At 42.8% G+C, this 23,051-nt stretch carries 26 protein-coding genes; 14 read left to right on the top strand and 12 right to left on the bottom strand.

Going from position 1 to position 23,051, the window contains the following annotated elements:
- Positions 1 to 16: 16 nt before the first annotated feature.
- From FD973_RS08015 to FD973_RS07995, 5 genes are all read right to left on the bottom strand, one after another.
- Complete coding sequence (locus FD973_RS08015; RefSeq protein ID WP_215322824.1) at positions 17 to 1,399, bottom strand: glycosyltransferase family 2 protein; 1,383 nt, start codon at positions 1,397 to 1,399, stop codon at positions 17 to 19.
- Complete coding sequence (locus FD973_RS08010; RefSeq protein WP_215322823.1) at positions 1,400 to 2,077, bottom strand: hypothetical protein; 678 nt, start codon at positions 2,075 to 2,077, stop codon at positions 1,400 to 1,402.
- Positions 2,055 to 2,858: a YaiO family outer membrane beta-barrel protein gene (locus FD973_RS08005; RefSeq protein WP_215322822.1), complete on the bottom strand. Its 804-nt coding sequence runs from the start codon at positions 2,856 to 2,858 to the stop codon at positions 2,055 to 2,057. The genes FD973_RS08010 and FD973_RS08005 overlap by 23 nt, the downstream gene beginning before the upstream one ends.
- 88 nt (positions 2,859 to 2,946) lie before the next feature.
- Positions 2,947 to 3,492: a GNAT family N-acetyltransferase gene (locus FD973_RS08000; RefSeq protein WP_215322821.1), complete on the bottom strand. Its 546-nt coding sequence runs from the start codon at positions 3,490 to 3,492 to the stop codon at positions 2,947 to 2,949.
- Positions 3,493 to 3,576: 84 nt separating this feature from the next.
- On the bottom strand, positions 3,577 to 4,503 hold the full coding sequence (locus FD973_RS07995) for a LysR family transcriptional regulator (RefSeq protein ID WP_215322820.1): 927 nt from the start codon (positions 4,501 to 4,503) through the stop codon (positions 3,577 to 3,579).
- 145 nt (positions 4,504 to 4,648) lie between these two features.
- Between FD973_RS07995 and FD973_RS07990 the strand changes: the two genes are divergently transcribed.
- The 3 genes from FD973_RS07990 (at position 4,649) to mmsB (ending at position 8,380) form a co-directional block, all read left to right on the top strand.
- On the top strand, positions 4,649 to 5,857 hold the full coding sequence (locus FD973_RS07990) for an ABC transporter substrate-binding protein (protein ID WP_215322819.1): 1,209 nt from the start codon (positions 4,649 to 4,651) through the stop codon (positions 5,855 to 5,857).
- Between the two features lie 45 nt (positions 5,858 to 5,902).
- Entirely contained in the window at positions 5,903 to 7,414 is a 1,512-nt protein-coding gene (locus tag FD973_RS07985) for a CoA-acylating methylmalonate-semialdehyde dehydrogenase (protein ID WP_215322818.1), read from the top strand.
- 78 nt (positions 7,415 to 7,492) lie between these two features.
- The gene (gene mmsB, locus FD973_RS07980) at positions 7,493 to 8,380 is read left to right on the top strand and encodes a 3-hydroxyisobutyrate dehydrogenase (RefSeq protein ID WP_215322817.1); all 888 of its coding nucleotides are present in this window, start codon (positions 7,493 to 7,495) and stop codon (positions 8,378 to 8,380) included.
- A gap of 64 nt (positions 8,381 to 8,444) precedes the next feature.
- On the opposite strand, the gene FD973_RS07975 is transcribed toward mmsB, so the two are convergent.
- Entirely contained in the window at positions 8,445 to 8,873 is a 429-nt protein-coding gene (locus tag FD973_RS07975; protein WP_215324758.1) for a PAS domain-containing protein, read from the bottom strand.
- 3 nt (positions 8,874 to 8,876) lie between these two features.
- Positions 8,877 to 9,326 carry an Rrf2 family transcriptional regulator gene (locus FD973_RS07970; protein ID WP_215322816.1) on the bottom strand — a complete coding sequence of 150 codons (450 nt, stop codon included), beginning with the start codon at positions 9,324 to 9,326 and terminating at the stop codon, positions 8,877 to 8,879.
- Between the two features lie 180 nt (positions 9,327 to 9,506).
- Between FD973_RS07970 and FD973_RS07965 the strand changes: the two genes are divergently transcribed.
- A complete protein-coding gene (locus FD973_RS07965) occupies positions 9,507 to 9,806 on the top strand; it encodes a MarR family winged helix-turn-helix transcriptional regulator (protein WP_251368752.1) in 300 nt (99 codons plus the stop codon).
- Here FD973_RS07965 and FD973_RS07960 read toward each other — a convergent pair.
- On the bottom strand, positions 9,789 to 10,697 hold the full coding sequence (locus FD973_RS07960; RefSeq protein WP_215322814.1) for a LysR family transcriptional regulator: 909 nt from the start codon (positions 10,695 to 10,697) through the stop codon (positions 9,789 to 9,791). The two genes, FD973_RS07965 and FD973_RS07960, sit on opposite strands and share 18 nt — an antisense overlap.
- A 111-nt stretch (positions 10,698 to 10,808) precedes the next feature.
- On the opposite strand from FD973_RS07960, the gene FD973_RS07955 reads away from it, so the two are divergent.
- The 5 genes from FD973_RS07955 (at position 10,809) to FD973_RS07935 (ending at position 14,589) form a co-directional block, all read left to right on the top strand.
- Entirely contained in the window at positions 10,809 to 12,002 is a 1,194-nt protein-coding gene (locus FD973_RS07955) for a CaiB/BaiF CoA-transferase family protein (RefSeq protein ID WP_215322813.1), read from the top strand.
- A 14-nt stretch (positions 12,003 to 12,016) separates the two neighbouring features.
- Positions 12,017 to 12,952: a hydroxymethylglutaryl-CoA lyase gene (locus FD973_RS07950; protein WP_215322812.1), complete on the top strand. Its 936-nt coding sequence runs from the start codon at positions 12,017 to 12,019 to the stop codon at positions 12,950 to 12,952.
- 21 nt (positions 12,953 to 12,973) lie between these two features.
- On the top strand, positions 12,974 to 13,366 hold the full coding sequence (locus FD973_RS07945) for a VOC family protein (protein ID WP_215322811.1): 393 nt from the start codon (positions 12,974 to 12,976) through the stop codon (positions 13,364 to 13,366).
- Positions 13,367 to 13,591: 225 nt separating this feature from the next.
- Positions 13,592 to 14,257, top strand: a complete 666-nt coding sequence (locus FD973_RS07940) for an AzlC family ABC transporter permease (protein WP_215322810.1) — start codon at positions 13,592 to 13,594, stop codon at positions 14,255 to 14,257.
- Positions 14,254 to 14,589, top strand: coding sequence for an AzlD domain-containing protein (locus FD973_RS07935; RefSeq protein WP_215322809.1), 336 nt, complete (start codon positions 14,254 to 14,256; stop codon positions 14,587 to 14,589). The genes FD973_RS07940 and FD973_RS07935 overlap by 4 nt, the downstream gene beginning before the upstream one ends.
- Positions 14,590 to 14,634: 45 nt before the next feature.
- On the opposite strand, the gene maiA is transcribed toward FD973_RS07935, so the two are convergent.
- The 4 genes from maiA to FD973_RS07915 are packed head-to-tail and all read right to left on the bottom strand — an operon-like array spanning position 14,635 to position 18,338.
- On the bottom strand, positions 14,635 to 15,282 hold the full coding sequence (maiA, locus tag FD973_RS07930; RefSeq protein ID WP_215322808.1) for a maleylacetoacetate isomerase: 648 nt from the start codon (positions 15,280 to 15,282) through the stop codon (positions 14,635 to 14,637).
- Positions 15,282 to 16,070 carry an alpha/beta fold hydrolase gene (locus FD973_RS07925; RefSeq protein ID WP_215322807.1) on the bottom strand — a complete coding sequence of 263 codons (789 nt, stop codon included), beginning with the start codon at positions 16,068 to 16,070 and terminating at the stop codon, positions 15,282 to 15,284. The genes maiA and FD973_RS07925 overlap by 1 nt, the downstream gene beginning before the upstream one ends.
- A gap of 39 nt (positions 16,071 to 16,109) precedes the next feature.
- Complete coding sequence (locus tag FD973_RS07920) at positions 16,110 to 17,630, bottom strand: aldehyde dehydrogenase (RefSeq protein WP_215322806.1); 1,521 nt, start codon at positions 17,628 to 17,630, stop codon at positions 16,110 to 16,112.
- 27 nt (positions 17,631 to 17,657) lie between these two features.
- On the bottom strand, positions 17,658 to 18,338 hold the full coding sequence (locus FD973_RS07915; RefSeq protein ID WP_215322805.1) for a GntR family transcriptional regulator: 681 nt from the start codon (positions 18,336 to 18,338) through the stop codon (positions 17,658 to 17,660).
- Positions 18,339 to 18,545: 207 nt separating this feature from the next.
- Between FD973_RS07915 and FD973_RS07910 the strand changes: the two genes are divergently transcribed.
- Genes FD973_RS07910 through FD973_RS07890 form a run of 5 tightly spaced genes read left to right on the top strand, consistent with a single transcriptional unit; the run spans position 18,546 to position 23,049 of the window.
- The gene (locus FD973_RS07910) at positions 18,546 to 19,793 is read left to right on the top strand and encodes an ABC transporter substrate-binding protein (RefSeq protein WP_215322804.1); all 1,248 of its coding nucleotides are present in this window, start codon (positions 18,546 to 18,548) and stop codon (positions 19,791 to 19,793) included.
- A 10-nt stretch (positions 19,794 to 19,803) separates the two neighbouring features.
- Entirely contained in the window at positions 19,804 to 20,664 is an 861-nt protein-coding gene (locus FD973_RS07905; RefSeq protein ID WP_215322803.1) for a branched-chain amino acid ABC transporter permease, read from the top strand.
- Positions 20,661 to 21,596 carry a branched-chain amino acid ABC transporter permease gene (locus tag FD973_RS07900; protein WP_215322802.1) on the top strand — a complete coding sequence of 312 codons (936 nt, stop codon included), beginning with the start codon at positions 20,661 to 20,663 and terminating at the stop codon, positions 21,594 to 21,596. Before FD973_RS07905 ends, FD973_RS07900 begins: the two co-directional genes overlap by 4 nt.
- A gap of 3 nt (positions 21,597 to 21,599) precedes the next feature.
- A complete protein-coding gene (locus tag FD973_RS07895) occupies positions 21,600 to 22,340 on the top strand; it encodes an ABC transporter ATP-binding protein (RefSeq protein ID WP_215322801.1) in 741 nt (246 codons plus the stop codon).
- Positions 22,330 to 23,049: an ABC transporter ATP-binding protein gene (locus tag FD973_RS07890; protein ID WP_251368751.1), complete on the top strand. Its 720-nt coding sequence runs from the start codon at positions 22,330 to 22,332 to the stop codon at positions 23,047 to 23,049. The genes FD973_RS07895 and FD973_RS07890 overlap by 11 nt, the downstream gene beginning before the upstream one ends.
- The last annotated feature ends 2 nt before the right edge of the window (positions 23,050 to 23,051 follow it).

Below are 23,051 nucleotides of genomic sequence, written 5' to 3'. Positions count from 1 at the left end.
AGGGTTTTTCATTTGCTCACCAGCTAATTGGTTTTCCCCTTAACCATCTCCACCATCCAATCATTCTCCAGTAGGCATCACGTTGTCGATAACCAATAGGTTCAATTAATCCAATTGCTCCTAGGCGAAGGATTTGTTGAAGTGAATTAAAGCTGCTGATATAGCTATCGTTAACGGCAATAGCATACCAAGAGTAAAAGCCGCTTATTGCGTAAATCAGAAGCCCATATATAAAAAAAGAGGTGTACGAGAGCAGGCCTAAAACGATGCATACCCAAAGCGAAACAATGCCTAGAAGTTCAATTACAGGTGCAAAGGCTTCAATAAACACAATATGAGGAAATGAAAACCAGCCAATTAACAGACTCTTTCTATTAAACATGAGTTTTTTGTGCCAGCTTAAACTTTGCAGGGCACCCCACATCCAGCGTATCCGCTGTTTTTTTAACCCCACTTTATCCTTGGGAACTCTAGTCCAACAAATCACATCGGGAACTGTCCAAATCTTGTAAGGAAGATTGTTTTTCAGATGGTATTCATGAAGAGAAAGAATAATTTCTAAATCTTCGCAATATGCCTCGGATCTATAGCCCCCAATCCGAATTAGGGCCTCTTTATTAAATATGGTTAACGCTCCACCAATGATTAAGAGTCCGTCTAAATAAGACCAGCCAGTTCGCCATGAAGTAAAGGAACGTAAATACTCGATAATTTGAACACCAACAAAAATGGACTGTGAATTTCTTTTTCTCCTAACTTCTCCGTTTTTGATGACAATTTCATTGCTTGGGGCAATAGCGCCACCAAGGGCAACCAAGGTGGGCTCATTAATAAATTGAATGATTAGTTTGCGCAGGGCATCGGGGGTAATAATGGAGTCACTATCTATGCAGCAAATATATTCGCCAGAGCTATATTGAATTCCTACATTTAGACTATCCGCTTTACCGGTGTGAGTCTTTTGAATAACGCGCAGTCTTGGATAAGTGGTAGAGCTAAAAGCAGAGAGGGGGATAGATTTACTTAAATTTGTGCAGTGTGTCAGCGAATACTCTGCAAGTTGGAAGTGTTCTTTGAGGGTTTCTAAGGTTTGATCACTCGAGCCATCATCTATGACAACAATTTCATAGTTTGGATAATCGATAGAAAGTGCGGCATTGACGCTTTCAACGATTCCAAGAGCCTCGTTATGAGCTGGGATGATGACGCTGATTTTTGGCGCATTTAATTTCTCAAATGGCACCTTCTCATGACTAATAGATCGATATCTTAAATGGTGTAGATGTTTCCTAAGTAATGCGGCCACTACAATGTAGGTAGCCAATGCAATCAGTAGATGTGCATGGAAAAAATATTCCATGAAGCGGACAACTTGAGAGGATAGAGCGGTGATATCCATTTAGGTGGCGACCAAATAACGTAATAGTCTTTTTGGAAAATTCTTATTTCTTGCTTCTCGAGAGTATTGAATTAACTGGTCACGAGGAATTTCAACCATGGCTGCCAAAGCTTGCGTGATGTTGAGAAACCCTTTTTCATAAGACTCAATGATCTGCGAAAGGGCTTCTTTACCAATTAAACGGGCTAGAGCAATACATGCATAGGGTGCAATTCCTGCTTGATCAACATATTTTTTTACTTCAAATACAAATTCTTGAAAATTAGAAAGTCCTATCGCTTCTAATGCAATGCATTTCTCGGCTAAGCCCTCTTCATTTAAGCAGTGCGGAATGCAATGAAGCATGTCAGTTTGGATTGCAACTTCAACATATTCCTTGCGATCAGATGCTGGGGTTTGCTCAAGTAATCTTACCCATCCATATGCAACATCTTTTTTATAAAGATGTATCAAGCTATTGATGCTATTCAGTTGATGTTGAATGCTTTCACCCTTATGTGAGCGGTTTTTGGCCTGATCTAGTAGCGCGATAACGCGTTGCTGGATTTCTTTGCTCCGAAGTCGGCTGCCATGCTTAATGACGATTGTCAAAATGAGAACAAAAATTCCCCCAAACAAAAGCCCAGCTAGGCTTAAGGCATAAAGAAGCAGGGGATCAGAAAACCAATCGAAGTCCAAGCTGCCCCCCGTTTCTTTGGTAGTAACTGCCTTGCTTTGCATGCCAGGCTGAGGCAGTTAAGCCAATTTCATTGGTAATCCAAAATAACCCATCTAATAAGTATTGTTGAGTATCTATAGAGGTGAGGTTGCCAATATTGACTACAGTTGGCTCATGACCGCTTGCATAAGTAAAGCCTATACGATTGTTGTTTTTGGCAAACCACTGAACTTGGTATTTACTTAGCCAGCCGCTTTTTTGAGAATTTAGAGTGGAGTAGGTTGCTACATAGGCCAAGCGGAACTGATCAAAATATTTATCAAGGCCAATATTTTGATTGCTGGTTCTTCCGTCTAAGTAACTACTTTCTCTTCCAGATAGCAAATAGTTAAATTGATAGGGAAGTTTTCCATTCCAGCCAGCTCCATAAAAATTTTGTGCTAAGAATTGTGGATTATGCGTTAAAGATCCCTCGACATTGACTACACCATATTTAAATGGGTAGGCGTAATTGAGGTATGCAGATTGATCTACTTGTGAAAAACGTTGCGCATTTAATAATTGCAGGTAAACCAAACCATTTTCTTTTAGCGGCAACATTAAATCAAAATATTGACTTTGCCACGCTGCGTAATTATTGGTTAGACCTTCATAACTAGCGCCTAATTCCACATAAGAATTTGCATCGAAAATAGCAGGCCTATCAAATTGTTCTAATAGAGAGTTTTCAACCTGACCATGTACGCTATGAGAAATGATCGATGCAAGAATTCCCAGTACTAGGTAAAACTTAGCATTCATTTGGACTTAGATTTTAGAATTATTATTTTTAGAATAAGTGATGAAGCAAAGAAGTGCAAGGTTTTTAATTTATCTCTTCAGTTTGCGATTAGCTCCTACAAAGACTTAGGGTGACTTTTTTAAACTCAGCATCTTCTTGAAATGGGTTGATTTGAAAGCCTAAATCTTTCATTAGGTGAAGCATCGGCTGGTTATTATTCAGTACGTATCCAACCATTTCATCAAGCCCTTGTGTTTTTGCGTGCTTGATCAAATTTTGCATCAGCGCAGTTCCCACCCCATGCGCGGTGTATGCATCACTTACCGTTAGTGAGAATTCACATACCAAGGTATTTCCTTGGCAAACATATCTAGCAATGCCAATAATCTCTTCGTTTTCTGTGTTGGATTTGGTGAAAGCTATTAATGCCATTTCCTTTTTGTAATCCAGCTCTAATACATCCTCCAAATATTCATTTGGTAATTCCGAAATTGCATGAGCAAATCGTAGATAGCGATTTTCAGGAGAGAGATGATTAAAAAGATCTATCAGTTTTTGTTTGTCGCTTTTTTGTATGGGCCGGATTCCATACCAAAAGCCATCCCCATGGGCATGCAGAGTTTCCGAAGGATCATGTTCTGGGTTCAGAGCCATCTTGATCTATAAACAAGTGATGATGAATGTATTCATTTTCAGTTCATCATATGTCTATTTGGTGAAGATGTCATTGAATGGGATTTAGTTCAAGGTAATGTTTAAGCTGTCACCAAGAAGATATTCTTGATTAATTGAGGAGATATGCCGTAGATAGTCCCATAACACTGTTACCCTTGCGACGCTTTTTCGCTCACTTGGAGCAATTAGCCAAAAGGTTCTATTAAAGCTGGTTTTATCGGGCAGAACTGGAATAAGAGCTGGGTAGCTTTTAGCTAAAAAACAAGGTAACACTGCTAACATTTTTCCTTGAAGTGCGGCTTGTAATTGAGCGGTAAGGCTACTGCTTCTAAAGGGGACGTGAGCGTTTGGCGCAAGATTTTTGAGATATTGTAATTTTGGGCTAAATGAGTATTCATCTACATAGCCAGTAAATTTATGTTTACCCAAATCCTCTAAATTTTGAATTCTCGGATGATTATCTAGGTATTGTTCGGTTGCATATGCTTGCAGTTTGTAGTCAGTCAATTTGCACGTAATGTAGGGACCAGTTTCAGGTCTATCAATGCTAACTACTAAATCAGCCTCTCGTTTAGATAGATTGATAAAACGGGGTAATGCCAATAAATCAACGGTAAGCCCTGCATGCATTTCACAAAAATTTGCTAGGTGAGGGGCTAAAAATGTTCCCCCAAATCCTTCTGTGGCTCCAAGTCGTATTGAGCCCGTTAATATTTGGCTATCGCCACCTAATTTACTTTCCATTGAGGAGATGGTGTTTTCAATGGTTTCGGCATATTCAAGTAAGCGATGTCCGTTTGCGTTCAGCAAGTGGCCCTGTGAGTTCCTGGTAAATAGCTCTGATCCAATCTCTTCCTCAAGTTTTTTGAGTCTTCTACTAATTGTGGATTGATCAATTTTTAGGTGATTTGCCGCTTCAAAGGCCGACTGAAGCCTGGCTACGGCTAAAAACACCCTAATGTTGTCCCAATTGATGGAATTGTGATTCATAGTTATGCAAATTTGCAAAGTAAATATGCATATTACTCGATTCTAATTGTAAAAATACAGAAGTAAGATTCAAAAGGATTGCATAGATGTTTGCGGGATTTATTCAAAAATAAGACTAATAATCAGGGGAATCAAGATGCTCAAAATGAAGAAACTATCTTTGCTTTTAGGTGCAATGCTTGCAATGGGCACTGCGCAGGCAGATTTAAGTAATGGTGGCGTGAAGATCGGGGTCCTGACAGACATGTCTGGTCCATACTCAGGAATGGGGGGCGAAGGATCGGTTGTCGCTGCAAAAATGGCGATAGACGATTGCCTGAAGGCGGAATGTAAAGGGATGAAGATTGAATTAGTCTCTGCTGATAATCAAAATAAGCCTGACATTATGGTCTCTAAGGCTCGTGAATGGATGGATAAAGATGGTGTTGATGCCATCGTGGATTTAACAAATTCTGCTGGTGCTTTAGCTGTTCAAAAGCTCATCAAAGAAAAGGGCGGTATCGCTATGTATAGCGGACCTGCTACTACACGTTTAACGAATGAAGATTGTGCGCCAAACGGATTTCACTGGATGTTTGATACTTATTCTTCAGCATCTGGACCAGCGTCAGCAATCACTCGCAAGGGTGGTAAGACCTGGTATTTTGTGACTGTGGATTATGCATTTGGCCAATCCCTAGAAAAAGAGGCGGGAGATATTGTTAAGGCGAATGGCGGCACAGTTGTTGGAAGTGTGAAGCATCCATTAAATAATAGTGATTTTTCATCAGCCTTATTGCAGGCCCAAGCATCTAAGGCCAATGTGATTGCGTTAGCAAATGGCGCTCAAGATACAGTGAATGCCATCAAGGCATCAAAAGAGTTTGGCATTGGGACTACCAGTCAACAGCAAGTTGCTGCATTGCTGGTTTTTTTAACTGACGTTCATTCTATGGGTTTGAACACTGCGCAAGGACTTTTGTTCTCGGAGGGTTTTTATTGGGATCTTGATGATCAAACCCGTGCATTTTCTAAGCGGTTTGAAAAGTTGCACAGAGGCTTTAAGCCGACAATGGTTCAAGCTGGAGTCTACTCAAGCACTTACCATTACTTGAAATCAGTCGCTGCAGCTAAATCAGATGATTGGAAAGTGATTGCGCAAACTATGCGTGACACCCCAATTAAAGATTCAGTAATGCGCAATGCATCAATCCGTCCAGACGGAAGAGTGATTCATGACGTTTATTTATTTCAGGTTAAAAAGCCAAGCGAATCAAAAGGTCCCTGGGATTACTACAACTTAGTTAGCACTATTCCTTCGCAAATTGCTTTTAAGCCGTTATCAGAATCCACCTGCCCATTGGTTAAAAAGTAATTACATCCATTTAGAAATCAACATTAACAACAGTAAAGAGTGAATATGACATCAAATAATTCAGTTCCAAAAATTCATCATCTGATTGATGGTAAGCCATATGAATCAAAGTCAACCGAATGGCGCGATGTAATTAACCCAGCTACACAAGAAGTGGTTGCAAGAGTTCCATTTGCAACTCAGGAGGAGCTAAATATTGCAGTCGCTTCTGCTAAGAATGCATTTAAAACTTGGCGTAATGTTTCGCTCTCCAATCGGATGCGCATTATGTTGAAGTTTCAACAACTGATACGTGATAACGTAGGTCCATTGGCTGAATTAATCACTAGAGAGCATGGCAAAACACTTCCAGACGCTGAGGGGGAAATTGGTAGAGGATTAGAAGTGGTTGAGCATGCATGCTCCATCACATCTTTGCAGTTAGGTGAAATTGCAGAAAATGCCGCAACCGGTGTTGAAGTGTATACATTGATGCAACCAATCGGTGTTGGTGCTGGTATTACCGCATTTAACTTCCCAGTAATGTTGCCATGCTTTATGTTCCCAATGGCGATTGCCTCTGGTAATACATTTATCTTGAAGCCATCAGAGCAGGACCCTAGCTCAAGCATGTTGCTAGCAGAGTTAGCTCATCAAGCAGGTCTACCTCCTGGAGTATTGAATGTGGTGCACGGTGGACCCGATGTAGCGAATATGATTTGCGATCATCCAGACATCAAAGCAATCTCTTTCATTGGGTCGACTAAGGTTGGAACTCATATTTACCGTCGTGGCTCTGAGTCTGGTAAGCGGGTGCAATCAATGATGGGGGCAAAAAATCATTGCGTCATCATGCCTGACGCTAATAGAAGTCAGGCAATCAATAATTTATTAGGTTCTGCTTTTGGCGCCGCAGGTCAGCGATGCATGGCTAACTCGGTGACTGTGTTGGTTGGGGATGCTAAAAATTGGATTGATGAGATCGTGGAAAAATCAGCGGCCTTAAAAGTCGGTCCAGGTACTGATAGAACTGCTGATCTCGGCCCCTTGGTTAATAAACATGCCAAAGTCCGTGCGCTTTCTCTAATTGATTCTGGTGTAGCCCAAGGCGCCAAATTACTTCTCGACGGTAGGAAATGTGTAGTGCCTGGCTATGAGGAGGGTAATTTTATTGGCCCCACCATTTTTAGCGATGTGAAGCCTGGAATGGATATTTATGATCAGGAAATTTTTGCGCCTGTTCTTGATATTGTTTGTGTGGATACTCTTGAGGATGCGATTGCATTTATTAATGCAAATCCGAATGGTAATGGCACATCCATATTTACTTCTAGTGGTTGGTCAGCTAGAAAGTATCAAAATGAAATTGATGTCGGTCAAGTAGGTATCAATGTGCCTATTCCGGTTCCTGTGGCTTACTTTAGCTTTACTGGCTCACGCGCTTCGAAGTTGGGAGATTTGGGACCTAATGGCAAGCAGGCTATTTCTTTCTGGACTCAAACAAAAACAGTGACTTCGCGCTGGTTTGAGGAAGATAATCAAAGCGGTGGTGTCAATACAACTATTTCTTTGAAGTAATATTGATGCGTCCCCATTGGCTCTGAGAGTTAGTGGGGATTATTTTTGCGATCTTCAAAAATCTCAATGGAGATAAGAATGAAAATTGGATTTATTGGTTTAGGTAATATGGGCGCGCCAATGGCTCGCAACTTAATCAAAGCTGGTCATGACTTAACAGTTTTCGATTTATCTGCGGATGCCCTGGCTCAATTGCGCGATGCTGGTGCTCAGGTGAGCAAGTCTGTAGCGGAAATAGCGAACTCTGCAAATATGGAAGTCATCATCACAATGTTGCCTGCAAGTCAGCATGTGAAGTCGGTCTATCTCAATCAAGACGGAATATTGAAGTCGGTTGCTAAAGGTGTTTTATTAATTGATTGCTCGACTATTGATCCTCAAACAGCAAGAGAGGTTGCGAAGGCGGCTAAGGATCAAGGTAATACCATGTTAGATGCACCAGTATCTGGTGGCACTGGCGGAGCTGAAGCTGGGACTTTGACATTCATGGTTGGCGGCGAAAAGGAGGGCTTTGATCGTGCACAACCACTGCTAGCGAAGATGGGTAAAAATATTGTTCATTGCGGAGGCTCTGGCAACGGCCAAGTGGCTAAAGTGGCCAACAATATGCTCCTCGGTATCTCGATGATTGCAACAGCTGAAGCGATGTCTTTGGGGGTCTCTTTAGGAATGGATCCTAAGGTATTAGCTGGCATTATCAATACTTCTAGCGGTAGATGTTGGAGTTCAGAAATCTATAACCCATACCCCGGTGTAGTGGAGACTGCACCTGCTTCCAGGGGCTATACCGGTGGGTTTGGTGTGGATTTAATGCTGAAGGATTTGGGATTGGCAACAGAGGCGGCAAAATTTGCTAAACAACCTGTGGTGCTAGGAGCAGTAGCTCAACAGCTCTATCAATTATTTAGCTCTCAAGGCAGTGGCAAGCTAGATTTTTCCGCAATTATTAATTTGCATAAGAATTAGTTAAGCGCAAGATCGCTTTACTAGTAACGCCACTCAAGGCCCTCTATAACCATAGAGGGCTTTTTTATTTGGACTGTCCTTCAAGCTCAGCAATTCGCTTTTTGAGTGCTCTTTGTTCATTAAATCTCTCGGTGTCATCTCTAATGACTGCTGCTACAGCGGTGGCTTGATGGTTTGCATCAAAAATCATCGAAACAGTAAATGCGATGGAAAGAGGTTTGCCAGACTTATGCAAGGCGGGAACAGTTAACAGCTTATCTCCGTAGCGAGTAGTGCCTGTTTGCATGGAGTGCTCATAGCCCTCATTGTGACGGTGGCGAAGTCGCTCTGGAATGATGAGATCTAAGCTTGAACCTAGAGCTTCGGACTGACTAAATCCAAAAATACGCTCAGCTGCGCTATTCCAATAAATAATGTCACCCTTGGCATTGGATATGACCACGGCATCACCCATGGAGTGAACTAGTTCTGCAAAGTCGATTTTCATATTGATGCCTTATTTTGAATGAATCATTACTGATTTAAAAAGGTCTTTGGTTTTGCCAGTGGGGGTAGCAAATTGCTGTAAGGAGTATTTGTTTAATCCTTCAATAAATTCACGTTGCGCGGTCGCCAAAATTCCTTTTAGCCGACATTGTTTATCTATCACGCAACTAGATGCGTTTGGTGTAAGGCACTCCAGCAGGTTGGAATCAGGTTCTGTTTGATTAACTACATCACCAAGTTTGATGTCTTTGGCTAACTTAGCAAGCCTGATGCCTCCAGATCTGCCTCTAGTGGTTTTTATATAACCAATTAGACCAAGATGGTGAACAATTTTTACTAAATGATTGCGGGAAATCTTAAAGAAATCAGAGAGTTCTGTAATCGTGGTAGTTTCATTTGAAGAGCGTGCAAGATACATCAGAACCCTGAGTGAATAGTCCGTGTAAGTAGTAAACCGCATGTTCTCTCCAATTCAAAATCAAGCAGGTATACAATTCAGCTTTAAGATGTATCAATTATACATCTTTAATAGAGTGGTCAAAGATATAGCGTTAAATTTGCACCATGTTTTGGTGATTAAGCCCAGAGAGGATTTTTTATGAAGAACACGTACATACGATTTTTAAATGTTTTAGATTCATTGGATCGCATAAATCCAGGCAGAGAACTTGATCAGATTGAGATCTCATTGCTAGAGTATATTTTTCTTTCTACTAAGAAAGAGGGTGAAATTTTAGTTGGTGAATTGCTCGGGCTTAAAAAGTTAGGATCCCAGGCAACACTTCACGGCCGCGTAAAAAATTTAATCAGTATGGGCTACATCAAGCTGGTAAACGACAAAGAGGATGGCAGAAAAAAGTTTGTCGTGCCAACTAAAATGGGCGTGAAATATATTGAATTTATGTCCGACTGTCTTGAAAATTCAATTAAACCCCAGTAAAAATTGACTTAATAAATTAGTTGCTGGGGATTGATTGATGTTGGCTTTCATGGCCACAAGCAAGTTTCTGTTGGCCCAGTGATCATCTAAATGAATAGTCTTTAGATTGAGCGCTTTAATTTGCGCTGCGCAGGCTTGGAGGGGTAGTACCCCAATGCCTAAATTGACAGCGATCATTTGACACATGGCGTCGTAACTTCTCACCTGAATTCTTAAACGCATTTGCTTGCCTAGTTTCTCGGCGGAGCGTGAGGTGAGCTCTAGTAGTGAGCTGCCTCTATTGAGTCCCACGAAATCATATTCGAGACACTCATCAAAAGTAATCCGTTTTCTTTTGCTTAAGGCGTGGATATTACTGCAGGCAATCACGAGTTGATCTCTTCCCATGATTTTGGTTTCTAAACCGGTAGTAATTGGGCCTTCAGCAAATACGCCAATATCGGCAATACCATCCATTAGCGCTCTGACTATGTCACCACTTAATTGCTCTTCGACCTCTACTTGAATGTCAGGGTGGTCTTTTAAAAAACTGGCTAATGCTTTCGGAAGAAATTCGGTTAATGCAGACATATTGGCCCAAAGCCGAACGTGTCCCTTAATGCCTTTGGAATACCCGCTTAGTTCATTGCTGAGTTGCTCAAAGCCTTGAAACAGCCTCAACGCATGTTGCATCACTGCATGTCCCGCAGAGGTTAGGGTGACACCCTTTACGGAACGGTCGAGTAGTGCCACTCCAACGGTTTCTTCAAATTCTGAAATGCGCCTGCTCGCTGCTGATAGAGCAAGGTTGCATTCACTCGCGCCTTTGGTAATGCTGCCAGATTGCACAATTGCGCAAAATAGCTTGAGAGTAACAAAGTCCACTCTGGCGGGGTTTAGGAGGGTTTTCATGACCCAATTCTACCCATACCTTCGCAAAATGAGAAGGCTATATCTCCAAATAGCAATTTTCAAGTCTAATGAGGGGGTGTAACTTCACGAAAAATACTTTCAAGGAATGTGATGGAGCCATTAGCAAAACTTAAAGTCGTTGAAATGGGGCAATTAATTGCTGGGCCATTTGCTGCGAAAACATTGGCTGATTTTGGTGCTGACGTAATTAAGATTGAGCCGCCTAAGGTGGGTGACGCATTGCGGAAGTGGCGTCTTTTAAAAGATGGAACATCGGTTTGGTGGCAAGTGCAGTCACGGAACAAGCGCTCTCTTTCTTTGGATTTAAGAGAGGCTGAGGCGCAAGATATTGTCAGGACCTTGCTTAAAGAGGCGGATGTATTAATTGAAAACTTTCGCCCAGGCACATTGGAGGGTTGGGGGCTTGACCCCCAAGTATTGCTAGAAATCAATCCAAGGTTAATTGTCTTAAGAATCAGTGGCTATGGTCAATCTGGTCCTTATAGAGATAAGCCAGGATTTGGAGTGGTTGCAGAGGCTATGGGTGGTTTACGCCATTTAACTGCTGAGCCAGGCAGAGTACCCGTTCGCGTAGGTATTAGTATCGGCGACACCTTGGCTTCTTTGCATGGCGTCATTGGTATTTTGTTGGCATTACAAGAGAGGCATGTTAGCGGCAAAGGTCAGATTATTGACATTGCTCTTTATGAAGCGGTCTTTAACTGTATGGAAAGTCTTTTGCCTGAATACAGTGCCTTTGGTGAGGTGCGGCAAGCTGCTGGTAGTGCTTTACCTGGAATTGCACCCACCAATGCTTATCTTTGTGCTGATGGCGGATACGTTTTAGTTGCTGGCAATGGTGATAGTATTTTTAAGCGCTTAATGACCGTGATTGGTCGCGAGGATTTGGGTAAAGATCCGCAATTGGAAAATAATGAGGGCCGTGTTAAACGGGTGGTCGAGCTTGATAACGCTATCGGTGAATGGGCAAAAACAGTCAGCACCAATAGAGCATTAGAAGTTTTGGATTCAGCTGCTGTGCCTGCAGGGCGTATCTATACCGTTGCGGATATAGCGAGCGATCCACATTACAAAGCGCGAGAAAATATTCAATCTATACAGATGCGCGATGGATCTACATTAGATGTTCCAGGTGTCATACCAAAACTATCCCGCACCCCAGGCTCTTTAAAAACACTGGCTCCCGATATTGGCGAGAACACGGATGAGATTTTGAAGAGCATTGGTTTAACCGATCTTCAGGTTGCTTCTCTAAAAGAGCGTGGCATTGCATTTACAAAATAGCCAAAGAAAAGAATATGACAAGAATTTATTTCAATGATGTTGTGACAAGAGATGGCTTCCAGATTGAAGCAAGTTTTGTGCCTACGGATGATAAGGTGAGGTTGATTGATGCTCTAAGTGAGTGTGGATTTGCAAAGATTGAGGTCACCTCTTTTACATCGCCTAAAGCGATTCCAATGCTACGAGATGCGGAAGAGGTGATGGGTCGTATCAAACGACTGCCTGGTGTGGAATACACGGTATTGGTGCCGAATTTACGAGGCGCAGAACGCGCTTTTGAATCTAGGGCGGATGAATTTAATTTGGTAATGTCGACTTCTGAGACTCATAACTTAGCCAATCTCAGAATGGGTAGAGAAAAAAGCTTTGCAGGATTGGCGGAGGTTATACGTTATGTAGATGGTAGGACACCGATCAACGTCTCTTTATCCACATGTTTTGGTTGTCCTATGGAGGGCGATGTGTCTCAGTCGGTTGTTGAAAACTTTGCTCAACGCTTTGCTGATCTAGGGGTAAGGGGGCTGACTATTTGCGATACGACTGGAATGGCAAATCCAGAGCAAGTTAAGAGAATGAGCGATGTCTTGCAAAAGCGTTTTCCTAATTTACAGCTCACCATGCATTTCCATAACACCAGAGGAATGGGATTAGCGAATGTGCTTGCTGCAGTCCAGTCCGGGATCGTCCGATTTGATGGCTCTTTAGGCGGCTTGGGTGGTTGTCCATATGCACCAGGCGCCAGCGGAAATATTTCTAGTGAAGACGCTATTCACATGCTAGATGCGATGGGTTATGAGACAGGCATTGATTTAGAAAAGTTGTTGCAACTCGCTAGGGAGCTTCCGCAGATTGTAGGGCACGAAGTACCAGGGCAAGTAGCAAAGGCGGGTTCAGCTTTTGCATTACATCCTGAGCCTAGTTATGTCGATGAATTACGTCGCGCTCAATAAATTGACTACAAGAGGATAAACATGATCGATCATTTAGATCATTTAGTGCTTACAACTGCTAAAGAGGCGGAATGCGTCGATTTTTATACTCGTGTTTTAGGTATGAAGCTCGAATCCTTTATAGGGGGCACGCCACCAGTTGAGCGTAAAGCATTTAAGTTTGGTAACCAGAAAATCAATCTGCATATTAAGGGAAAAGAGTTTGAGCCTAAGGCAGATCTTCCAACTCCTGGATCCCTCGATCTTTGTTTTATTGCCGATCGCTCGCTTAAAGAGGTGGTGGCAAAACTTGCTGCAGAAAACTGGCCAGTTATCGAAGGTCCCGTGATCCGTACTGGTGCTACACAAAAAATCAATTCAGTTTACGTTCGAGATCCTGATCAAAACTTAATTGAAATATCAGAATTAATTTAAACGATAAGTGTTGGATTTGAGATTGGAATTGGAGTTCAAATAGGGCTTAGATAATTTCTATCCTCAGGCTTAATTAGCCCCATTTATTATGGACTCTTTCATTTCCTAAAGCGGTCATTTTGGATGAAATGCGATAATGCAATTTCCTTTCGAATGCATATCTAACACTCATTACCTACCTTGAAGTTTTATAGACAAGCTCCCTTTATTGATGGGGTCAAAGCAATGGCTGAGCCAGCCCCCGCAATATTTGCTTGGTCGATCGTTACCAATATTGCATTAATTAGCGCTGGCTTAAAACCATTCGAAACTTTTTGGATGAATATCTTGGCGTATGCAGGATCGGCACAACTTGCCGTGATGCCGTTGATTGCGGGCGATTTTCCTTTGTGGACTATATGGTTAACTGCGTTCATTGTGAACTTACGTTTCGTCATATTTAGCGCGGTACTTCAAACGCACTTTAAAAAATATCCATTTTGGAAGAGGGTGTCTATTGGCTATTTGAATGGCGATATTGCTTTTGCCAAATTTGTTCATAAATTTGCTGCCTCTGAAAAGGCACATGGTACGCATACAGAGTTGTTCTATTTTTTGGGAATGGCAATCACTAACTGGTTGGTTTGGCAGTTAGGAGTCAGTACGGCAATCATATTTGGAGCTTATATTCCGAGTGCTTGGGGTATTGGATTTGCTGGAACACTTGCCTTAATTGCCTTGATTGTTCCTGCCATTCAAAATAAAACGGCGTTAGTCTCGGCATTGGCCGCAGCTGCAGCCTGTATATTGACGATCAATTTTCCATATCGGCTATCGATTGTGTGCTCGGTTGTAGCGGGAGTCGTTGCGGCAATATTGATGGATAAGCGCAATAAGGAGTCCAAGCGATGAGTTCATTAGAGTTGTGGGTTGCATTCCTGGGTTTGATGCTGATTACCATCATAACTAGAGGTTTCTTTTTATTGGCAGGATCGAGATTTGAAATTTCAGAAACCATTCGTGAAGTTTTGCGTTATGCGCCGACTGCTGCATTAATTGCCATTGTTCTTCCAGAAGTAATATTTACAAAAGATCCGTCCTCGCAACTTCTGGAGCTTCATCTCAACTCACCGCAGGTCTATGGGGGTATCGCCGCAATTATTGGTTTTTTAATTACCAAAAGCATGCTGGCAACCATCTTTATAGGAATGCTGGCTTTTACGATTGCGAGATTTTTAATTTAAAGCTAGATGAACAGCAAATCACTTTTAGGCTTATTTGGGTTAGGCTTATTTGGGTGCGCCAGCTTGTTTGAGGGGATGTGCATTTGAGAAACTAGGAATCTTCATGCAGTTCTCAAAGATCCCACTCAGGATGGGTGCGCTACTCATATCAACATTAAATAACTTTGCCCCAATGACATGTGATGTTAATGCGATATCTGCAATTGTCAGTTCGTCGCCAAACGAATAGGTTCTGTGTTTTCCCAATTTAATGAGGGTACTTTCTATTGCCTCATTGCCTTTAGCAAACCAATGCTGAGCCCAAGCGGATTGACCTGATTCATCAAGTCCTAGCTCCTTGTTTAGGAAATTTCTTACTCGCGGAACAATCAGAGGATGAGTGTCTGCAATGGTGATTAACGCTAGAGCCTTAACTTCGGCCTTATCTAGGGGTGCACTTGGAATCAGTTGTGGCTCAGGCCAGATATCCTCAATATATTCAAGAATGGCAAGTGATTGAACAATCTCATGATCGTTGTGTTGAAGGAGTGGAACAACATGCTGAGGATTAAGGGTGCTGTATGCCTCACCAAATTGTTCGCCACTAGCTAGATTGACGGATACCTCTTGAAAAGAAATGCCCTTTAATCCTAGGGCAACCCGAACACGATAAGCTGCTAGAGACCGCCAATATCCGTAGAGTACAACTTTCATTATTTGACGTTGATGAAATCGCGAATAGCTTCCATAAATGTCGATGGTGCCTGAAGTTGAGGAACGTGCGCTAGACCTGGCAGGATATTTAATGTGGCATTTGGCAGTCCCGCATGCAGTTCTACAGACATGGCTGATGGAGTTGCCTCATCTAATTCACCAACAAGCACCAACACTGGTTGAGTTACCTTGGAAAGTTGGTCGCGGATATCTAAGCCAGCAAGAGCGGCACATGCACCGTGGAATGTATCTGTATTGAGTGCCAAGAAGCGTTTCTTTCTTTCGGCAACCAATGCTGGATTTTGTTCTTGAAACTCTGGGGCAAATAAGCGGCGCATGGCTACATCAGCAATGGCCTCAAGACCTTTTTCTTTAGCTGCTGCCGACATGCCTTTAAAGGCAGCACGACCAGGTTCAGAGAACATTGCGCCACAATCTGCCAATACCAAACGAGAAGCCAATTGTGGGTGTCGAATGCTAGTAATTAAGGCGATGAAACCGCCATAGCCATTGCCTAGAAAAATAGGTTTCTCAGAAAGCTCCAGAGCTTGAATGCCTTGAGCAATGTGGTCGGCGATTGTATTAAGGTCACCACCAACAAAATCAGAGCCTTCGAAGCCAGGGAGGTTAAGTGAAATTACCTGATGGGTTTTAACGAGCTCTTCAGAGAGCGGGGCAAACGAAGAGCTATCCGCCAAAAGAGAATGAAATAAAACGATAGGTGCTCCTGAGCCCGAAATATCCAAGCTCAGCTTATTGTTTCCAATGGTGATTGTTTTATTAGCCATGTAAATTTTTCCTCTAAATCTCAAATTAAAGATCGTTGATTAATTGAGACGTGGTTGGCTGGCGGTATCTTTGTACCAATCAAATGGAGCATCATCCATACGAATCATCACACTCTTGGTTTCAAAGTGTTGATCAAAGGACTCTGTGCCGCACTCGCGACCAATGCCTGAGTCTTTAATGCCACCCCATGGAGATGCTGGGTCTAAGCGGTGATGATCGTTCACCCAAACAATGCCGCACTTGAGTTTTGCAGCAACTCGATGCGCTCTGGTGACATCATTTGTGCGGATTGCCCCTGCAAGACCAAATGGTGAGTCATTTGCTAATTCCAAACCCTCTTCTTCGGTCGTAAATTTGGTGACAGAAACGAATGGTCCAAAAACTTCTTCTTGGAAAATGCGCATTTTTCTGGTGACATCAGCAAAGACAGTTGGTTCTACAAAAAAGCCATCTTTTAATGCGGGATCGCTTGGCACTTTGCCGCCAGCAACAAGACGTGCTTTGTCTTCATTCAAGCCAATGTCGATGTATTTAAGAACGCGCTGTTGTTGACGAGCAGAGACAACTGGTCCTAATTGCACGGTAGGATCGATTGGATTGCCAATGCGAATAGACTTTGCTTTAGCGGCAAGCTTCTCAACAAACTCATCGTAAATGCTGGCTTGAACGATTTGACGACTACCGCAGATGCATGTTTGTCCTGCGCCGATGAACGCACCAAAAGCTGCGTAGTTGACTGCTTGATCGACATTGAAATCATCAAATACGAGTACTGGAGTCTTGCCACCGAGCTCTAAAGTTTGATGAGCAAAATTACTTCCCGCCAACGCTCCAGTAATTCGACCGGCTTCTGTACCGCCTGTTAGCACCCATTTTGCTAAACCAGGATGCTCAGCAAGCGCTTTGCCGGTTGAGGGTCCAAGACCTGTGACCACGTTAAATACGCCTGGAGGTAAACCAGCTTCTACAAATAACTGAGCAAGACGTAATGTAGTTAATGGGGTGTATTCAGAAGGCTTTACGACCGTGGTGCAACCTGATGCCAGGGTAGGGGCTAGACTTTTCACCATAATCATTAATGGATGATTAAAGGGTGTGGAATTGCCAACAACTCCGATTGGAGTGCGCAATGTGTAATTTAAGTAGTTGCCATCGACTGGAATAACTGAGTCGCGACGGGCAATGGCTAGACCTGCGTTATAGCGGAAAAAATCTGGCAGACGAGAAACCTGGGCGCGTGTCTCGTTCAATGAGCGACCATTGTTAGCGGTTTCTAATGTGTAGATTTCTTCTAGATTGGCTTCAAATACATCTGCCAGCTTGTTGATCAATTTGGCTCTTGTGCGATTTGACATTGCGCTCCACTCTGGGCTGGCGAATGCTTTTGCAGAACTCTTTACAGCCTTATCCACATCAGCGTCAGTAGCATGTGAAATCTGCGCAAGCATCTCACCGGTCGCTGGATTTAAAACGTCTAGCAAATCCGGTTGAGAAGCTGGCACCTCTTTGCCATCGATGAACAGACCACGAATAGGTACTTGCTTATTGGAGGTTGACATGAGAATCCTTATTAAAAAATTATTGAATTAACTAACAATCATTGAGCGTGATACGGCATTGCTAACTCGCTTGCCTGCTGCAAGAACGTGTTGCTCAGCTAAGCGCTGAGCGGTTTTGACTGATCTAGATTGAATGGCTTCGATAATTTCGCGATGTTCTGCAACCAAAGCCTCTGGCTTTCCATGATCCACATTGCTCACGCTAATTTGAACTGCTCTTTCCATTAGATCGATCAGATCAATCAGTTGGTCGCGCATTCGTGGATTACCACCTAATTCAGCCAAGTGGCGATGAAATTGTTTGTTATAGCTAATAAAGCCAGCAGGCGAAGCTTCTTGATGGAAGCTTTTGAATTGATCCAAAGATTGCAACTGTTCATCGCTTGCATTTCGAATCATTCGCTCAATATTGGCGCGTTCTAGGGCTGCACGTAAATGAAACATATCGAGCATGTCAGAGATAGAAACAGGCGCTACTCGATAGCCTTGACGTGGGATTGTGATGACTAGGCCTTCTCGCTCCAGACTAATTAGCGCATCTCGCACAGGAGACTTGCTAACTTCAAATCGAGCCGCCAACTCAGCCTCCCTAATTTCAGCGCCGGGCATGAGTTTGCATGTGAGGATGTCATGGCGCAGCTCTTCATAGACTCTTTCTCGAAGCAGTCTTCCGTCTGACTCTAAAGGTTCTGCGATGTTGCTGGCCATGAATAGAAAATATTAGATAAGGTGTAAATATTGATCGTAATATATCACAAGAGATTTTTATGAGTGTGATAAATTTTATAAACTATTGATTTATATCAATAATTAAATTTTCTAAGATTTTATTGATTAAATTTAAATTTGTTGTAGTATATCAATCAAGACTCAAAATACTAATAAAAGACTGCCAAACATCGTGAGGAGACAATCATGTTGAAGAAGATTCACCTAAAGGCAATTGCACTTGCAGTAACTGGGGCGCTAATGACCCCAGCTGCATTTGCGGCCGACAGCACACCAATTAGGGTGGGCTTTTTAACCATCAAATCGGGCGCTCTTGCCGCTGGTGGAAAACAGATGGAAGAAGCAATTAATCTCTTTATGAAAGAGCGCAACAACACGATCGCTGGTCGTAAGGTTGAGCTTTTTGTTGCTGATACATCTGGTCAGCCAGCTGTCACCAAAACAAAAACACAAGAGTTGGTGGAAAAAGATAAGGTGCAAGTAATTATTGGACCTTTGGCCGCGTTCGAGGCGATTGCTGTAGATGACTATATTAAAAAAGTCGGTGTTCCAGTGATCTCTCCATCTGCCGGTGCTGAAGACTTAACCCAGCGCAAACCGAATCCTTGGTTTGTCCGTGGAGTAGGTAGCTCTGCGCAACCAAGTCATGCACTAGGTGAATATGCTGCCAAGGACTTGAAATACAAACGTATTGCCATCATTGCTGATGACTTTGCATTTGGTCATGAGATTGCAGCTGGTTTTCAAAGAACATTCGAAGAGAATGGCGGCAAGATTGTTCAAAAATTGTGGACTCCTCTAAACGTAGCTGACTACGGTACATACATTGGTCAAATTAAGCCAAATGTGGACGCGGTATTCGCAGCCTTCGCTGGTGGTAACGGCGTGAAGTTTGTTAAGCAATACAGTGAGTACGGCTTAAAAGGAAAAATCCCGCTCTTGGGCGCTATGACTACCGTGGATGAGGGGATCCTACCATTCATGGGAGATGATGCCTTGGGTGTGATCTCCACTGGTTGGTATTCGGCAAACTTAAACAACGCAGCTAATGCTAAATTTGTTAAGGACTTCAACGCGCAATATAAAAAGGATCCTGGTTACTATTCCATGGGTGCTTATGGTGCCGCATTAATGCTTGAGCAAGCTCTCAAAGATGTCAAAGGCAATATTGAAGATAAGAATGCATTCATGGCCGCCTTGCGTGCAGTTCAATTGCCAAATGATCCAAGAGGTAAGGTCACACTAGATGCTTTGGGCAATCCTATTATGGATATCTATATTCGTAAGGTGGAGAAGAAGGATGGAAAACTGTCTAATGTGGTCATTAAGACCTATCCAGCAGTTAGTCAGTTCTGGACCTACAAGACTAAAGATTTCTTAGCAAATCCTGTTTATTCAAGAGATTACCCGCCTGCGAATAATTTAGAAAACTAAATCGTTACGCATGTCTTTTTGGTTAATTCAGAGTCTTAATAGCCTTGCTCTAGGGGGAGTTCTCTTCACCCTAGCAGCAGGCTTTTCATTAATTTTTGGATTAATGCGTATTGCTAATCTTTCACATGGCGCATATTTCATGTTGGGCGCTTATGTTGGATTAAGTGTTATTGAAGCTGGCCACTCTTTCTTTTTGGCAATTTTGGCTGCAGCTATAGCAATCGGTCTTTTAGGTTGCATCGTAGAACGCGTCATTTTGCGTCGCCTAGCGGGCAACAGTCTTTCACAAGTATTAGCTACCTTGGGCGTAGCCTTTGTCATTGCAGATTGTAGTTTGTGGTTTTGGGGAGGCGATCCTCGTCCTGTTGCTGCACCGAGTTTTTTGGCTGGAGGTGTTCAAGTATTTGGCCAAACATTTCCTCTTTACCGAATTGCCCTAGTCATCTTTAGTATTTTTGTCGCGCTGGGCTTATGGTTATTACTTGAAAAAACAAAGCTGGGCGTCATGATTCGCGCCAGTGTTGATGATCGACAAATGGCACAGGGCATTGGTGTTCCTGCTACTAAATTATTTTCCATAGTGTTTTGCTTGGGCGCGGCATTGGCTGGTGTTGGTGGTATCGCTGCGGCGCCGATTTTATCTGTCTACCCAGGTTTGGATGCGGATATGTTGCCGATCGCTTTGGTGGTTGTGATTCTTGGTGGGCTTGGTAGCTTAATGGGTGCATTCATTGGTAGCTTTCTCATTGGTTTTATTTATAGCTTTGGTCAAGCGCTTTTTCCAGACTTGGCATACATCATTTTGTTTTTACCAATGCTGATTATTTTGGCTGTAAGACCCCGCGGCTTGTTTGGAAAGATTTCTGCGTGAACCGCATTTTTTATATTGCCGTCCTGCTGGTGTTGCTAATTCTCCCTTTTATTCTTGGGGGAACTTATTACACCAATCTTGCTAGTCAAATATTAATAGCTGCTATTTTTGCCATGAGTCTAAATTTACTTGTGGGGTATGCTGGCCTGACATCTTTAGGCCATGCGGGTTATCTTGGTTTGGCGGCATACATAAGCAGTTGGTTAACTGTGAAGTTGGGGTGGAGCCATGCCAGTACGGCTGCGATTGCAATTGTGAGCACTACAGTTATCGCCGGTGTATTTGGTTTGATCGCATTGCGGGCAACAGGCATCAGTTTTCTAATGATTACCTTGGCATTTGGTCAAATTTTGTGGGGCTTAGCTTACCGTTGGGCTAGTGTTACTGGCGGTGATAACGGTATATCTGGCATTACAAGACCTAGTCCATTCGGAATTGATTTTGGTGAAGCAAGTCATTTTTACTATTTCACCCTAATCGTATTTTTATTAGTCTGGGGCGCGATTGCAATTCTGGTGCGATCTCCATTTGGGGCAACCATTCGGGGCACTAAAGATCAACCACGGCGTATGAGTGCTCTTGGATTTAATGTGTGGTTTATTCGTTGGATAACCTTTACCGCCTGTGGTTTCTTTGGAGCAATTGGCGGGATGATGTATGTCTACTATCACCAATTTATTAGCCCACATAGTCTTTCATTAGCAAATTCAGCTGAAATGTTGTTGATGGTGATTGCTGGCGGTGCCGGCACCTTATTGGGTCCAGTCATTGGTGCTGCTTTAGTCATGTTGCTAAAGAATGTTGCCAGTCAATATGTTGACCACTGGGTCACATTGTTGGGGTTGGTATTTATTTTCATTGTGATGTTCATTCCAGGCGGTATTGTTTCTGGTTTTGATCGCATTAAAAATGCATTTACTTCAAGTAAATAAAAAATGAGCCCCATACTTCAAGTCTCTGATCTCAGTAAGTCCTTTGGTGGGCTAAAGGTGACTAAGGCTGTCAATCTTACTGTCAATCCGGGTGAGAGACATTTACTGATTGGTCCAAATGGTGCAGGTAAAACTACACTGTTTAACCTAATCTCTGGCGACTTAGCTTCAGATTCTGGATCTATTACTCTAGCCGGGAAAAATGTTACTAAGCTACCAACGGCTAAACGTGCGCAACTGGACTTAGCAAGAACCTATCAAATTCTGACGCTATTTGGAAAAGACAATTTAATTTCAAATGTCAAATTGGCTTTGTTAGGAAAATTGCCCTTGCGTTGGAAGTGCTGGGGATCTTTTCTATCTGAATCTGATCTTGATCAGAGAGCATTAGCTGTTCTAGAAAAAGTAGGGCTCGCTTCTAAAGCGTATTTTCCTCTAGAGCAGACTTCTTATGGTGAGAAGCGTCGTCTTGAGATCGCCATGGCTTTGGCTCAAAATCCTAAACTTTTATTACTGGATGAGCCATTAGCAGGCCTATCCACTGAAGAGCGTGAAACCATTACTGCTTTGCTGCAGCAAATTGATCGCAACATTACCATCTTGATGATCGAGCACGATATGGCGGTAGCTTTGGCTTTTGCTGATCGCGTCACGCTCTTGCATTACGGAGAAGTAATTACAACAGGCACACGTCAAGAAGTCGTGAATGATCCGCGCACCAAGGAGATTTACCTTGGCCACTAATTCAATATTAAAGATTGAGGGCTTGAATGCCTTCTATGGCGATAGCCATATTCTTTATGATGTTTCGTTTGATCTGAAGAAAGATACTGTACTTGCGCTTCTCGGCAGAAATGGTGCGGGCAAGACAACTTGTATTAGTTCCATCATTGGATTTTTACCGGAACGCAGTGGCTTGATTGAGCTTGATGGCATTCAGTTGCAAAAACTTTCTCCAGAGAAAATTTGTCAGGCAGGTATTGGTATTGTTCCTCAAGGCCGACGTATTTTCCCAAGCCTATCCGTGAAAGAAAATCTAGATGTTGCTTATCAGGCTCCACGTTCAGGTAGCTCACGTCAATGGAATCTACAGGATGTTTTTCAGTTTTTCCCGAGACTGCAAGAGCGCCAACATCAATTGGCAGGTAGTTTATCCGGCGGTGAGCAGCAGATGCTGGCGATTGGTAGAGCTCTGATGACCAACCCTAAAGTTTTGCTATTGGATGAACCCTCTGAAGGCTTAGCGCCACAGATCGTGAAAGAGGTTGGCAACATTATTGCGACCCTCAAGCCATTTATCTCAATTGTGATGGTTGAGCAAAATCTCAATTTAGCTTTAAGCGTTGCTGACGATATTGTTCTCCTAAATGGAGGCAAAGTAGTATTCGCAGGAACTAAGGCGCTCTTTACTGAAAAGCAAAATGAACTGCAGTCCCACTTGAGTGTCGAATAGTG

It is taken from the genome of Polynucleobacter sp. MWH-Braz-FAM2G (assembly GCF_018687635.1).
Lineage (GTDB): Bacteria > Pseudomonadota > Gammaproteobacteria > Burkholderiales > Burkholderiaceae > Polynucleobacter.
The sequence above is the reverse complement of the archived record's forward strand: the minus strand, read 5'-3'. Positions and strand labels throughout refer to the sequence as shown.

Bases quoted from the DNA above. Each gene is read 5' to 3' on its own strand.
- FD973_RS08000 (WP_215322821.1), bottom strand. From the start codon at position 3,492: ATGGCTCTGAACCCAGAACATGATCCTTCGGAAACTCTGCATGCCCAT.
- FD973_RS07915 (WP_215322805.1), bottom strand. From the start codon at position 18,338: ATGGCCAGCAACATCGCAGAACCTTTAGAGTCAGACGGAAGACTGCTT.
- maiA (WP_215322808.1), bottom strand. From the start codon at position 15,282: ATGAAAGTTGTACTCTACGGATATTGGCGGTCTCTAGCAGCTTATCGT.
- FD973_RS07995 (WP_215322820.1), bottom strand. From the start codon at position 4,503: ATGAATCACAATTCCATCAATTGGGACAACATTAGGGTGTTTTTAGCC.
- FD973_RS08015 (WP_215322824.1), bottom strand. From the start codon at position 1,399: ATGGATATCACCGCTCTATCCTCTCAAGTTGTCCGCTTCATGGAATAT.
- FD973_RS07905 (WP_215322803.1), top strand. From the start codon at position 19,804: ATGTCTTTTTGGTTAATTCAGAGTCTTAATAGCCTTGCTCTAGGGGGA.
- FD973_RS07910 (WP_215322804.1), top strand. From the start codon at position 18,546: ATGTTGAAGAAGATTCACCTAAAGGCAATTGCACTTGCAGTAACTGGG.
- FD973_RS07955 (WP_215322813.1), top strand. From the start codon at position 10,809: ATGGAGCCATTAGCAAAACTTAAAGTCGTTGAAATGGGGCAATTAATT.
- mmsB (WP_215322817.1), top strand. From the start codon at position 7,493: ATGAAAATTGGATTTATTGGTTTAGGTAATATGGGCGCGCCAATGGCT.
- FD973_RS07940 (WP_215322810.1), top strand. From the start codon at position 13,592: ATGGCTGAGCCAGCCCCCGCAATATTTGCTTGGTCGATCGTTACCAAT.
- FD973_RS07945 (WP_215322811.1), top strand. From the start codon at position 12,974: ATGATCGATCATTTAGATCATTTAGTGCTTACAACTGCTAAAGAGGCG.
- FD973_RS07970 (WP_215322816.1), bottom strand. From the start codon at position 9,326: ATGCGGTTTACTACTTACACGGACTATTCACTCAGGGTTCTGATGTAT.
- FD973_RS08005 (WP_215322822.1), bottom strand. From the start codon at position 2,858: ATGAATGCTAAGTTTTACCTAGTACTGGGAATTCTTGCATCGATCATT.
- FD973_RS07985 (WP_215322818.1), top strand. From the start codon at position 5,903: ATGACATCAAATAATTCAGTTCCAAAAATTCATCATCTGATTGATGGT.
- FD973_RS07920 (WP_215322806.1), bottom strand. From the start codon at position 17,630: ATGTCAACCTCCAATAAGCAAGTACCTATTCGTGGTCTGTTCATCGAT.
- FD973_RS07925 (WP_215322807.1), bottom strand. From the start codon at position 16,070: ATGGCTAATAAAACAATCACCATTGGAAACAATAAGCTGAGCTTGGAT.
- FD973_RS07950 (WP_215322812.1), top strand. From the start codon at position 12,017: ATGACAAGAATTTATTTCAATGATGTTGTGACAAGAGATGGCTTCCAG.
- FD973_RS07895 (WP_215322801.1), top strand. From the start codon at position 21,600: ATGAGCCCCATACTTCAAGTCTCTGATCTCAGTAAGTCCTTTGGTGGG.
- FD973_RS07990 (WP_215322819.1), top strand. From the start codon at position 4,649: ATGAAGAAACTATCTTTGCTTTTAGGTGCAATGCTTGCAATGGGCACT.
- FD973_RS07935 (WP_215322809.1), top strand. From the start codon at position 14,254: ATGAGTTCATTAGAGTTGTGGGTTGCATTCCTGGGTTTGATGCTGATT.
- FD973_RS07960 (WP_215322814.1), bottom strand. From the start codon at position 10,697: ATGAAAACCCTCCTAAACCCCGCCAGAGTGGACTTTGTTACTCTCAAG.